Origin of the sequence: Hoylesella marshii DSM 16973 = JCM 13450 (genome assembly GCF_000146675.1) — a bacterium.
Classification (GTDB): Bacteria; Bacteroidota; Bacteroidia; order Bacteroidales; family Bacteroidaceae; genus Prevotella; species Prevotella marshii.
In genome coordinates, this window is record NZ_GL397214.1 from 909,207 (window position 1) to 921,311 (window position 12,105).

Annotated in this window: 8 protein-coding genes, 1 tRNA gene and 1 pseudogene; 6 read left to right on the forward strand and 4 right to left on the reverse strand. The window is 47.2% G+C overall.

The window, feature by feature from the left end; translation table 11 throughout:
- Positions 1-66 precede the first annotated feature (66 nt).
- Together HMPREF0658_RS03850 and spt are read right to left on the reverse strand one after the other, a co-directional pair.
- Positions 67-140 (reverse strand) — tRNA-Pro (locus tag HMPREF0658_RS03850).
- A gap of 74 nt (positions 141-214) precedes the next feature.
- Positions 215-1,402 carry a serine palmitoyltransferase gene (gene spt, locus HMPREF0658_RS03855; RefSeq protein WP_006948684.1) on the reverse strand — a complete coding sequence of 396 codons (1,188 nt, stop codon included), beginning with the start codon at positions 1,400-1,402 and terminating at the stop codon, positions 215-217.
- A 200-nt stretch (positions 1,403-1,602) separates the two neighbouring features.
- Between spt and HMPREF0658_RS03860 the strand changes: the two genes are divergently transcribed.
- On the forward strand, positions 1,603-2,634 hold the full coding sequence (locus HMPREF0658_RS03860; protein WP_006948685.1) for a diacylglycerol/lipid kinase family protein: 1,032 nt from the start codon (positions 1,603-1,605) through the stop codon (positions 2,632-2,634).
- Between the two features lie 7 nt (positions 2,635-2,641).
- On the opposite strand, the gene HMPREF0658_RS03865 is transcribed toward HMPREF0658_RS03860, so the two are convergent.
- On the reverse strand, positions 2,642-3,340 hold the full coding sequence (locus HMPREF0658_RS03865) for a tRNA1(Val) (adenine(37)-N6)-methyltransferase (RefSeq protein WP_006948686.1): 699 nt from the start codon (positions 3,338-3,340) through the stop codon (positions 2,642-2,644).
- A gap of 156 nt (positions 3,341-3,496) precedes the next feature.
- Here HMPREF0658_RS03865 and lon point away from each other — a divergent pair, with 156 nt between their 5' ends.
- From lon to HMPREF0658_RS03890, 5 genes and pseudogenes are all read left to right on the forward strand, one after another.
- Positions 3,497-5,953 carry an endopeptidase La gene (gene lon, locus HMPREF0658_RS03870; RefSeq protein ID WP_006948687.1) on the forward strand — a complete coding sequence of 819 codons (2,457 nt, stop codon included), beginning with the start codon at positions 3,497-3,499 and terminating at the stop codon, positions 5,951-5,953.
- 178 nt (positions 5,954-6,131) lie between these two features.
- Positions 6,132-7,259 carry a tRNA guanosine(34) transglycosylase Tgt gene (gene tgt, locus HMPREF0658_RS03875; protein WP_006948688.1) on the forward strand — a complete coding sequence of 376 codons (1,128 nt, stop codon included), beginning with the start codon at positions 6,132-6,134 and terminating at the stop codon, positions 7,257-7,259.
- A 77-nt stretch (positions 7,260-7,336) separates the two neighbouring features.
- Positions 7,337-8,470: an LptF/LptG family permease gene (locus HMPREF0658_RS03880; protein WP_238305646.1), complete on the forward strand. Its 1,134-nt coding sequence runs from the start codon at positions 7,337-7,339 to the stop codon at positions 8,468-8,470.
- Positions 8,471-8,476: 6 nt separating this feature from the next.
- Positions 8,477-9,635, forward strand: a pseudogene (locus tag HMPREF0658_RS03885) (DEAD/DEAH box helicase); the annotation flags it as partial.
- 100 nt (positions 9,636-9,735) lie between these two features.
- Positions 9,736-10,251 carry a HutD/Ves family protein gene (locus HMPREF0658_RS03890; protein ID WP_006948691.1) on the forward strand — a complete coding sequence of 172 codons (516 nt, stop codon included), beginning with the start codon at positions 9,736-9,738 and terminating at the stop codon, positions 10,249-10,251.
- Between the two features lie 420 nt (positions 10,252-10,671).
- On the opposite strand, the gene HMPREF0658_RS03895 is transcribed toward HMPREF0658_RS03890, so the two are convergent.
- Positions 10,672-12,084: an MFS transporter gene (locus HMPREF0658_RS03895; RefSeq protein ID WP_006948692.1), complete on the reverse strand. Its 1,413-nt coding sequence runs from the start codon at positions 12,082-12,084 to the stop codon at positions 10,672-10,674.
- Between the last annotated feature and the right edge of the window lie 21 nt (positions 12,085-12,105).

Below are 12,105 nucleotides of genomic sequence, written 5' to 3' on the forward strand. Positions count from 1 at the left end.
TGATAAAAGTACTTTGTAAGATAGAAAAAGAGAGAGATGGCCAAGCAAATTGGCCATCTCTCTCTGTCGGGGCGACAGGATTCGAACCTGCGACCGCCTGGTCCCAAACCAGGAGCGCTACCGGGCTGCGCTACACCCCGCATTGCAAGAACCATTCTTTAAATGCGCTTGCAAAGGTAATGACAATTCGGAAACTTTGCAAATTTACACTTGCTTATTTCAGAATCTTTTGGTCAATGAATATCTGCTTCAACACCTGTACGCCTTTTTCCACCTGCTCTTCCGTATGAGTAGCCATGAGTGCAAAGCGTACCAAAGTATCTTGAGGTGCGCAGGCAGGAGGAATCACGGGGTTGATAAACACGCCGTTTTCAAATGCTTGCTTCGTAACAAGAAATGTTTTGTCTACATCACGCACATAAAGAGGAATAATAGGGCTCTGTGTTTCTCCTATCTCAAATCCTTCTTCACGGAAACGGCGCAGTGCATAATGAGAGACTTTCCATAGTGCCTCAATGCGTTCCGGTTCCTTTTGGATGATATGCAAGGCCTCTAATGCGGCGGCAGTAGCTGCCGGAGTGTTGGAAGCACTGAAGATATAAGTACGACAAGTATGACGTATATAATTAATGGTGTCCGAATCTCCGGCAATAAATCCGCCGATACTTGCAAGAGACTTACTGAAAGTTCCCATAATGAGGTCTACTTCATCCGTCAATCCAAAATAGTCACAGACTCCGCGTCCGTCCCTTCCGAATACACCGAGACCATGTGCTTCATCCACCATAATTGAGGCATTGTACTTTCGTTTCAACTCAACGATTTCCGGCAACTTAGCCAAATCGCCCTCCATGGAAAACACACCGTCTACCACAATTAGTTTCACAGCATCATAAGGAAGTTTTTGGAGTATTTTTTCCAAATCTTCCATATCATTGTGCTTGTATTTCAGCTGGTGAGCAAAAGAAAGGCGACGCCCGTCTACGATGCTGGCATGGTCGCGATCATCGCAAATGATATAGTCTTCTCGTCCGCAAACAACAGCGAGCACACCCGAGTTTACAGAGAATCCCGTAGAAAAGCAGAGCGTTTCATCTTTGCCGACAAACTTTGCCAACTCTCTTTCCAACTCTTCATGAATGTCCAACGTGCCATTTAAAAAACGACTTCCGGCACAACCGGAGCCGTATTTGTCCAATGCCGCTTTTGCCGCATCTATGATTCGTTGATCGCTTGTCAGTCCTGTATAGGCATTAGAGCCAAACATCAGAACATGGTGGCCTACCATATCTACTTCTGTTCCTTGCTTGCCGGTAATGGCTCGAAAATAAGGATATACGCCTGCTTCCATGAACTTCTGAGGCTCACGATAGTTTTTGAATCTTTCTTGTAATTGTCCCATTATAAAATAAAAGGTGTAGTACTCCTACAATATTCTTTAATTAGGCTGCAAAGATACAAAAATTGTATCATATACTGTTTTGTTTTAAGAAAAATCTGTCAGTTGGATAAATTAATCCTTTTATATGAACAGAATGCATCTTTATTTTATTATCTTTGTATTTCACAATATCGTATAGGCCAGATTGTAGTGCGACAGGTATGAATAAAAAGCAGATTGTATTCATCATGAATCCTATTTCCGGCACAGTAAGTAAAGCCGGAATACCACATATCATAGAGGCGAACCTTGATAAAGAGAAGTTCGACTACACGATTCGTGAGACGCAATATGCAGGACATGCCTCTGTGATTGCCGAAGAAGCTAAAGACGAAAAAGCTGATATTGTAGTAGCTGTAGGCGGCGATGGTACGGTAAATGAAGTGGCGCGGGCTATCGTACAGTCTGATACAGCATTGGCCATTCTGCCTTGTGGTTCGGGAAACGGGCTGGCTCGACACCTGATGTTACCCATGAATATTAAAGGAGCCATCCGCATTATCAACCAATGTGAGGTGCATTGTTTAGATTATGGCACAATCAACAACATACCATTTTTTTGTACTTGCGGCATGGGATTTGATGCCTTTATCAGTATGAAGTTTGCTATGAGCGGTAAACGAGGCCCTATCAGCTATGTGGAGAATGTGCTCAAAGAGGGACTTAAATACAAACCCGAGACTTATGAGATAGAAGACGAAACGGGAACGAAGAGATATAAGGCTTTCCTTATTTCCTGTGCGAATGCTTCTCAGTATGGAAATGACGCCTATATCGCACCTCAAGCATCTATGAGCGACGGGCTAATGGATGTCATTATTATGGAACCGTTCGACGTGCTGGAAGCCCCGCAAATCAGCATTGATATGTTTAACAAAACGCTCAATAAAAATTCCAAGATAAAGACATTTAAAACCAAGAAAATACACATACACAGAGACCAGCCCGGAGTTATTCATTATGACGGCGACCCCTTAATGATGGGCGAAGATATAGACATCGAATTAATTGCAAAAGGTATAAAGATACTCGTTAATCCTACTGCCGATAAACGCATGCGCAAACCCAATCTCATACAAAACGCATTCAGTGAATTCTTTAACGATATTCATCAAGTGAGAGAAGACATCACCCGTCAAACCCGCCACATACAAGCCCTCAACAAGATGCTTCAGCGGAAGCTCAATTTATAGTATCTTCCTATAAATAAAAATCTTTCGTCAAAAGGTTATATTCATTTGATTTGTAACCAGCCCCTCCCATCAACAAGAGTCTTTCGGAATTGATTTTCTCCGGTATTTCCTTGCTGAATGTAAGGAGATAACGCTTCGGCGGTCTGCTTTCTACCGTCTTTACAGCACACACCTTAGAAAGAGAAAAGCCCACAATACTACTTTCTGAAAGAACGTCTTCCCACATTTCTGCCGGAACGATGATGGAAAATATGCCAACAGCGGTCAGCAACCGATAAGCATGAGCAAACAGTTCGCGATATGAAAGCGTATCTGTATGCCGCGCAACAGCACGTTGTTTATCGGGATTACGCAGACTGTTCACGAAAAAGGGCGGATTAGAAACAATGGCATCGAATGCTTCGGATGGCATATAACTCTGCACGGACGTCTCTTGTATTTCCACTCTGTCTGCAAACGGAGATGCTTTCACGTTTTCCCATGCCTGCCGACAGGCTGCCGTATCTATGTCTATTCCTGTCACCATTGCTTGTTGAAAGCGTTGTGCCATCATCAACGCAATAAGCCCTGTGCCCGTTCCGATGTCAAGAATACGCATTCCGCCCTCTGCCCATGCACCTAACAGCACACCATCTGTACCCACCTTCATGGCACAACGGTCGTGATAGACGGTAAACCGCTTAAAACGGAAATAATCATTAGGCATATTTTTCCTTAAAATCTCTTGTAAAACGATATTCTACAGGTTATATTGCTTTTTTTATCGAAATACCTTTACCGCCGGCAAAATTATGAGCCTATATAGTTTAATCTCAATTATAATGTTTAACTTTGCACCTCATAATTATAGGTGAAGTATAGAATGAATAGAAATCAGAATAACGCATTCCAAATGATTGCCGACTACGAAGGCGACATTACCAAACTTTTTCAAGTGACCATTGAGGGCGAAGTGCCCATCTTAGCTACCCGCAATATGGTCATGTTCCCTGGAGTTATCTGCCCCATACTGGTAGGTCGGCCTGCAAGTCTTAATCTGGTAAACAAGATGAAGAATGAGCCTAACGGCATCTTTGCCGTGTTTTGCCAGAAAGATGCGAACGTAGACGACCCTTCACAAGATGATTTGTATGAATACGGAGTATATGCCAAGGTAGTGAAAGTGTTGGACTTGCCCGGCCCGGGAAACAATCAGACAGCCATTGTACAGGGGTTGGGACGTTGCACACTTTCCTCGCTTACCAAGAAACGTCCGTACTTAAAAGGACATACCGAAGTAGCCCCCGAAGAAATACCCGCCGAACGAGATAAGGAATTTAACGCAGCTGTGGAAGATTTGCTGCCACGCACCACGGAATACATCCTGAAAAACGAAGAGATACCCGACGAGTCGCAGTTTGCCATCAGTAATATCAGCAACCCGGTTATCACGGTTAATTTCATCTGCTCTAACATGCCGTTCAGCATCTCGGACAAGATGCGGCTGCTCTCTGTCTCTTCCATGAAAGAGCGATTATTTGAATTGCTGAAAGTTTTGAATCGTGAGATGCAGTTGATGGACTTGAAACTCAATATCAGAACTAAGACCCGAGAAGAGATTGACGAGCAACAGCGGGAATACTTCTTGCAACAGCAGATTAAAAACATTAAAGAGGAACTTGGAAACGGAGACGGTTCGCCAGAGAAACACGAGCTGGAAGAGGAGGCAAAGAAAAAGAAATGGACGGAAAATGTGAAAGCCGTCTTCATGAAAGAGCTGGACAAATTAGACCAACTCAATTCCCAAAGCCCCGAATACAACGTGCAGCTCAGCTATCTACAGACCATGGTATCGCTTCCTTGGGGAGAGTTTACGGCCGACGATTTAAACCTGAAACGGGCGCAAAGAGTGCTGAACAAAGACCATTACGGAATGGAGAAGGTGAAAGAACGCATCTTGGAACACATGGCCGTACTGTCGTTGCGAGGCGACCTCAAATCGCCCATCATCTGTCTCTATGGCCCTCCGGGGGTAGGAAAGACAAGTTTAGGCAAAAGCATCGCAGAGGCCATGAAACGAAAATATGTGCGCATGAGTCTCGGAGGTCTGCACGACGAAGCTGAAATACGCGGACATCGCCGCACCTACATTGGTGCCATGCCCGGAAGAATCATCAAAAGCATACAGAAAGCCGGCTCTTCCAATCCCGTTTTCATACTCGACGAGATTGACAAGGTGACCCAACATACCATCAACGGTGACCCCGCATCGGCACTTCTTGAAGTGCTCGACCCCGAACAGAACAATGCTTTCCACGACAATTACCTCGATATAGACTATGATTTGTCGAAAGTGCTCTTTATTGCTACTGCCAACGACCTTAGTTCCATTCCCCGTCCGTTGCTCGACCGCATGGAACTCATCGAAGTAAGCGGCTATATTACCGAAGAGAAAGCCGAGATAGCCAAGCGCCATCTCATACCGAAAGAGAAAGAAAATGCCGGCCTCGACAAAGAAAAAGGATTGACATTGAACAAGGCCGCCATTGAAAAGATTATAGAGCAATACACCCGTGAGAGCGGTGTGCGGCAGCTCGAAAAAGAAATCAACAAGGCTTTCCGGAAATTGGCTTTCCTCTATGCCAAAGACGGAAAGCTGCCCGCAGAAAAGATTACGCCCGACAAGATAGAGGAATTGTTAGGCAAGCCGCCCTATTACCGCGACATCTATCAGGGCAACGACTATGCCGGAGTGGTAACGGGACTTGCTTGGACAAGTGTTGGTGGCGAGATTCTCTTCATTGAAACCAGCCTTAGCAAGGGCAAGGGAGCCAAACTTACGCTGACGGGAAACTTGGGCGATGTGATGAAAGAATCGGCTGTTATTGCTTTGGAATATGTAAAAGCCCATGTAGACGCTTTGGGTATAGACTACAAGATATTCGACCAATGGAACATACACATACATGTGCCCGAAGGGGCAACGCCCAAAGATGGACCATCGGCAGGCATCACGATAGCCACTTCGCTGGCCTCGGCACTCACACAACGTAAGGTTCGCAAAAACACGGCTATGACCGGAGAGATTACTCTGCGAGGAAAAGTGCTGCCGGTAGGCGGAATCAAAGAGAAGATACTTGCCGCCAAACGGGCGGGTATCACCGATATTCTCATGTGTAAGGACAACCGAAAAGATGTAGAAGAGATTCCTGCCATCTATCTTAACGGTGTTACTTTCCATTATGTGGAGAACGTGCAAGACGTATGGGACTTCGCTTTGACAAACGAAAAAGTAAAAAATGCAGTCGATTTGACCGTAGAAGAAGAGAAGAAAGTTTAGCAAGCCGTAACACGCTGAATAGCCCTCTTGAAACAGCGGCTGGCAGGCGGTTTTGAAACACCATAGCTTTTACGCTCTGAAAGCATAGCTCTTAGCCTCTTGGAACATAGCTCTTACAACCTTGGAGCTAAGCTTTGACAAAACGACTGCTGATATATGGAGATAGAGAACATCTGAAATGAAATTTGAATTACAGCATACCGACAATGCCTCAGATGCACGAACCGGTCTCATTACCACAGCTCATGGACAGATAAAAACGCCCATCTTTATGCCCGTAGGCACATGTGGCAGTGTGAAAGGTGTGCATATCGCCGAATTGGAGGAGCAGGTGAAAGCTCAAATCATTCTCGGCAACACGTATCATCTCTATCTGCGTCCGGGGCTCGATATACTGAAAGCTGCCGGCGGACTGCACCGTTTCAATGCTTGGAACCATCCTATCCTTACCGATAGCGGTGGTTTTCAGGTGTTTTCGCTAACGGGTATTCGCAAACTACGTGAGGAAGGATGCGAGTTTCGGTCGCACATCGATGGTTCCAAACACTTTTTCACACCAGAGAATGTGATGGATACGGAGCGTATCATCGGAGCAGACATCATGATGGCACTTGATGAATGTCCGCCGGGAAAGAGTGATTATGCCTATGCCCGCAAAAGTTTGGCGCTGACGCAGCGATGGCTCGACCGCTGCATTGCCCGTTTCAATGCTACCGAACCCTTATATGGATATAGTCAGAGCCTGTTTCCCATTGTACAGGGATGCACCTACAAAGATTTACGCAGAGAAGCAGCGAAATTCGTGGCCGACAAAGGTGCCGACGGCAACGCTATCGGCGGACTTGCTGTAGGTGAACCCACAGAGACGATGTATGAGATGATAGAAGTGGTGAATGAAATTCTTCCCAAAGACAAACCGCGCTATCTGATGGGCGTAGGGACACCGCAAAATATTCTCGAAGCCATCGAACGGGGGGTAGATATGTTTGATTGCGTGATGCCCACCCGCAACGGACGCAATGCCATGCTGTTCACTTATGAGGGAACGATGAATATGAAGAACAAGAAATGGGAAAGCGACTTCTCGCCCATCGACCCCGAAGGATGCCATGTAGACCGTGTGCATACAAAGGCTTACCTGCACCATCTCTTCAAAGCACAAGAGCTTTTGGCCATGCAGATAGCAAGTATTCACAACCTTAGTTTCTATCTTCGTTTGGTAACCGATGCACGGGAACACATCGAACAAGGAGACTTCGTGAAGTGGAAAGCCTCTATCATTCATCAATTAGGCAGACGAATATAGGCATGAAACTGAAAGATACGTGGAACAAATATAATCCGTCAGCTCTCGGCAGACGCGCAGCCGACCGATTCCCCGTGATGAAACAAATCTCGGGATGGCTCGGATGGCTGAATCCGGGCAGATATATCAAGCGCTTAGACCGTTATATCATCCGCAAGTTTATCGGTACCTATATCTTTGCTATCGCACTGATTATCTCTATTTCCATTGTCTTCGACGTCAACGAAAACCTGGCCAAGTTCTCCGAATACAAAGCACCGCTCAAGGCCATCGTATTCGATTATTACATGAACTTCGTGCCTTATTTCGCCAATCTGTTCAGTCCGCTCTTCGTGTTTATCGCTGTTATCTTCTTCACCTCCAAACTTGCGGGCAATTCGGAGATAATATCCATGCTGGCAGCAGGCATCAGTTTCCGGCGCCTCATTCGCCCTTACATGTTCTCATGCGTGCTTATATCCGGTCTTTCCTTCTATTTGAGCGCATACGTCATACCCCATGGCACCGTTATCAGGCAGAATTTCGAGACGCTTTACAAGAACAAGAAGAAGAATACCTCAGCGGAAAACGTGCAGTTACAGGTGGGGAAAGGTGTCATTGCTTATATGAAACTCTACGACAACACGATAAAGAAAGGATATGGTTTCTGCTTGTATAAGTTTGAAAACAAGAAATTGGTAAGCCACATGACGGCCTCGGAGATACAATATGATACCATTTCCGACTCCAAATACCATTGGAAAGCCATGGATTGGAAGATACGTCAGCTTCGCGGCTTACGAGAGAAGATAACAAGCGGCATTACCAAAGACACCGTTCTGCAAATGGAACCCACCGATTTGGTCTATTCCAAAGGGCAACAGGAGACGTTTACAAGTCCGCAACTATTGGACTACATTTCCAAACAGATAGACCGCGGGTCGGGAAACGTGGTGCAATACCAAGTGGAATATCATAAACGCATTGCCTCTTCCTTTGCCTCTTTCATCCTAACCATCATCGGCGTATCCCTTTCCTCTCGCAAACGAAAAGGCGGAATGGGACTGTATCTCGGCATCGGACTGGCACTCAGCTTCGGCTACATCATGCTGCAAACCGTTTCGTCCACCTTTGCCATCAACGCAAACACGCCACCCATCCTTGCAGCATGGCTGCCCAACATCATTTTTGCCTTTGTGGCTTATTTCTGTTACCGCAAGGCTCCAAACTAACGATTTATGTTTTTTGAAGATTTAGACTTAAACGACGACGTGCTCGATGCACTCTACGACATGCACTTCGATACGTGCACACCCATTCAGGAGAAATGTATTCCCGAGATACTCAACGGCCACGACATCATGGGCGTTGCCCAAACAGGTACCGGCAAGACGGCCGCTTACCTCTTGCCCATACTCAGCAGATTGGCCGACGGCGGCTTCCCCGACGAGACAATCAACTGTGTTATCATGAGTCCCACAAGAGAATTGGCGCAGCAAATCGACCAAGCCATGCAGGGATTCGGCTATTATTTGCAGGATGTAAGCAGCGTGGCCGTCTATGGAGGCAACGACGGCAACCGTTACGACCAAGAGGTGAAGTCGCTGCGACTGGGCGCCGATGTGGTGATAGCTACCCCCGGACGGCTTATCAGCCATCTCAGTCTGGGCAAAGTGGACTTCAGCCGCGTGTCGTTCTTCGTGCTCGACGAGGCCGACCGCATGCTCGATATGGGTTTCAGCGACGATATTCTCACCATTTTCAAACAACTGCCGAAGACTTGCCAGATAATCATGTTCTCGGCCACGATGCCCTCCAAGATTGAGGAACTTGCCGCCACGATGCTCAAAAATCCCGTTGAAGTGAAGATAGCCGTGAGCAAACCGGCCGAGAAAATCAAGCAGACAGCCTACGTATGCTATGAGCCGCAGAAGTTGGGCATCATCAAGCATATCTTCAAAGCCGGCAACCTCACCCGCACCATCATCTTTTCCGGCAAGAAAAACAAGGTGAAAGACATCAACCGCGCCCTGCAACGCCTCCACATCAAGAGCGGAGAAATGCATTCAGACCTCACGCAGGCCGAGCGCGACGAAATCATGTATCGCTTCAAAAGCGGAGCCATCGACGTGCTCGTGGCAACCGACATCGTGGCGCGAGGCATCGACATCGACGACATCTACACCGTTATCAACTACGACGTGCCACGCGATGCCGAGGATTATGTGCATCGCATCGGACGAACAGCCAGAGCCGAGCGCGACGGCAACGCCATCACCTTTGTCAGCGATGCCGACATCAGCTACTTCCAATCCATAGAGAAATTTCTCGAAAAAGAGGTAGAGAAATTGCCGCTCCCTGCCGCTCTGGGCGAAGCACCCGCATACAAAGTGGTGAAGAAAAGCAGGAAAACCGGCCGAAAAAGCACTGCACACAAACCGGCAAGCAAAGGCGGAAGAGGACGCGGACGCAGAAACTCCGGAAAGAAAAAAGAAGCATGAAAATCATCAGACAAGAAGATTATCCAACCAACGCGTGGGCTGGCGGCATCACGCGCGAAGTATTCATCTATCCCGAAAGCAGCAGTTTGGCCGCGCGCAACTTCGATGTACGCATCTCCTCGGCCGTAATCGACTCCACAGAGAGCCGTTTCTCCGACTTCAGCGGCTATACACGCTATATCATGCCCTTAGAAGGCGACATCCGTCTCTTCATCGCCAACCGCGAGATACGCCTCAAGAAAGCCCACCCTTACAAATTCAGCGGAAGCATCCCCGTGTGCTCTGCAAACACGCCGGGCGCCATAGACTTCAACGTGATTGCAAGAGACGGCACAGAAGTGGAGGTACACATCGCCGCGGATGGCGACGCTTTCAATACAGACAGGCCGGCCATCGTCTTCGCACTCGACAACATCGAAGTAAACCACACCCCGCTCCGTCGCTACGACACCGCCCTACTCTCCGCCCCGTTCCACCTATCGGGGGGCAAGGCCGCCATCATTCGCCGTTAACGGTTGTTTCCCCTATACGGACGATTGCCCATTCGCTTTTCCGCGATCGCCCATTATTCCTTTCTCGATTGCTCATTATTCCTTTCGGTCAAACTATGAGTTTCAACCTTTGAAACTCACAGTTTCAACCTTTGGAACTCGCAGTTTCAACCCTTGGAACTCGCAGTTTCAACCCTTGGAACTCGCAGTTTCAACCTTTGAAAATAAATTTTCATTCTAATGGAAATAAAATATCCAACTGATGAAAATAAAATTTCATCCCAATGAAACTTCGCGGAGATGCTTGTTGGCCTGACGGTGCCATCAGGAAGAAATGAAGATTGTCCACTAAGAATCTTCATTTTTAAGGTATGAGAAAGAAAAACTCCCCCGATTCCCTAAAAGAGATTCGGAGGAGTTTTTATAAGAAGAACGTTAGGGTTATTTTATGTTGGGTTCTTCAAGTCCATAGCCTTTCTTCTTGTCGAGTGCTTTCAGTGCCAAACCAATGATGAGGGCAAGCACGCCTAAAGAGGCGAACACGCACATCGGCACGGTGTAATTATACTTCAAAGGATCGGTTACGCCCGGATTGGAAGAACTGAGTACGGAGCCGATAATCATGGGGAAGGCATAAAGGCCGATGTTCTGTATCCAGAATATCAAGGCATAAGCCGAGCCAATCAGTTTGTCATCGATGAGCTTGGGCACAGAAGGCCACAGGGCGGCAGGCACCAACGAGAAAGAGATGCCCAATACGATGACGGCTGTAATGGTGATGACAACACTTTGCGTTGCCGGTACGACAAACGCAAATACAAGGTGGCAGACAATCATCAGTATGGCACCGAGTATGAGCATCGTGGCTCCCTTACCCTTACGGTCGAGATAGCTACCGATAACGGGGGTCACCGCAGCTGCTCCCAAGGGGAATACGAAGAACACGAAGCCGGCTTGCTCGGCGGTGAAACCGAGATTACACTGCAACATGTTGATAGCGTATTTCTGGAAGGGGAAAATGGCTGAGTAATACAACACACAGAGCAAGGCTACGAGCCAAAAGACTTTCAAAGAAAGAATCTTGCCGATATCGCTCACCTTGAACGGGTCGTCTTTGTCTTCTTCCACACCTTGAGCTTCCAACTTCTTGTCCATGAATCCATAGACAATAAAACAGATGAGGCCGATGCAAAGCAACACCAACTCAAAGGCCAAGGGACGCGATACACTGATGGGGTGAATCTTTGCGATGGCAGGCGATGCCAATACCACAACAGCTACGCCCAAGCGGGCAATCGCCATCTCAATACCCATGGCCAAAGCCATCTCCTTGCCTTTAAACCATTTCACGATACCACGCGAAACGGTGATTCCGGCCATCTCGGCACCACATCCGAAAATCATAAAGCCTATGGCCGAGAGCTTTGCCGAAGCAGGCATACCGGCATAAAACGGAGTTATATTCCAACTTGCAAGCGGAAGATTGAAGTAATCGGTGAAGAATGCTTCGAGTGTACTGCCCACAAAGGCATCGCACACGGCATAGTAGTTGATGACTGCACCGACCACCATCACTACACCCGAAAGGATGGCGGTGAACCTGACGCCCATCTTGTCGAGGATAATTCCCGCAAAGACGAGGAAGAAGACAAAGACATTGAGGAAGGGCTCTGAACCGGCAAAGCGACCGTAAGCCACAGGGTCCCAATTCTTATACGTTTGTAAATACTCTTGCAGCGGCGACATGATGTCTACGAAGATGTAGGCAAAGAACATCGCCGAGGCCAGAAGGGCTAACGCTGTCCACCTCATCAGAGGCGAATCGCTGAGTTTCTTTTGAAATGTTTCTACCATTTTCTTTTGTTTTTATGTTTT

Excerpts from the sequence above, each read along its gene's own strand:
- spt (WP_006948684.1), bottom strand. The coding sequence starts at position 1,402 with ATGGGACAATTACAAGAAAGATTCAAAAACTATCGTGAGCCTCAGAAG.
- HMPREF0658_RS03860 (WP_006948685.1), top strand. The coding sequence starts at position 1,603 with ATGAATAAAAAGCAGATTGTATTCATCATGAATCCTATTTCCGGCACA.
- HMPREF0658_RS03865 (WP_006948686.1), bottom strand. The coding sequence starts at position 3,340 with ATGCCTAATGATTATTTCCGTTTTAAGCGGTTTACCGTCTATCACGAC.
- lon (WP_006948687.1), top strand. The coding sequence starts at position 3,497 with ATGAATAGAAATCAGAATAACGCATTCCAAATGATTGCCGACTACGAA.
- tgt (WP_006948688.1), top strand. The coding sequence starts at position 6,132 with ATGAAATTTGAATTACAGCATACCGACAATGCCTCAGATGCACGAACC.
- HMPREF0658_RS03880 (WP_238305646.1), top strand. The coding sequence starts at position 7,337 with ATGAAACAAATCTCGGGATGGCTCGGATGGCTGAATCCGGGCAGATAT.
- HMPREF0658_RS03890 (WP_006948691.1), top strand. The coding sequence starts at position 9,736 with ATGAAAATCATCAGACAAGAAGATTATCCAACCAACGCGTGGGCTGGC.
- HMPREF0658_RS03895 (WP_006948692.1), bottom strand. The coding sequence starts at position 12,084 with ATGGTAGAAACATTTCAAAAGAAACTCAGCGATTCGCCTCTGATGAGG.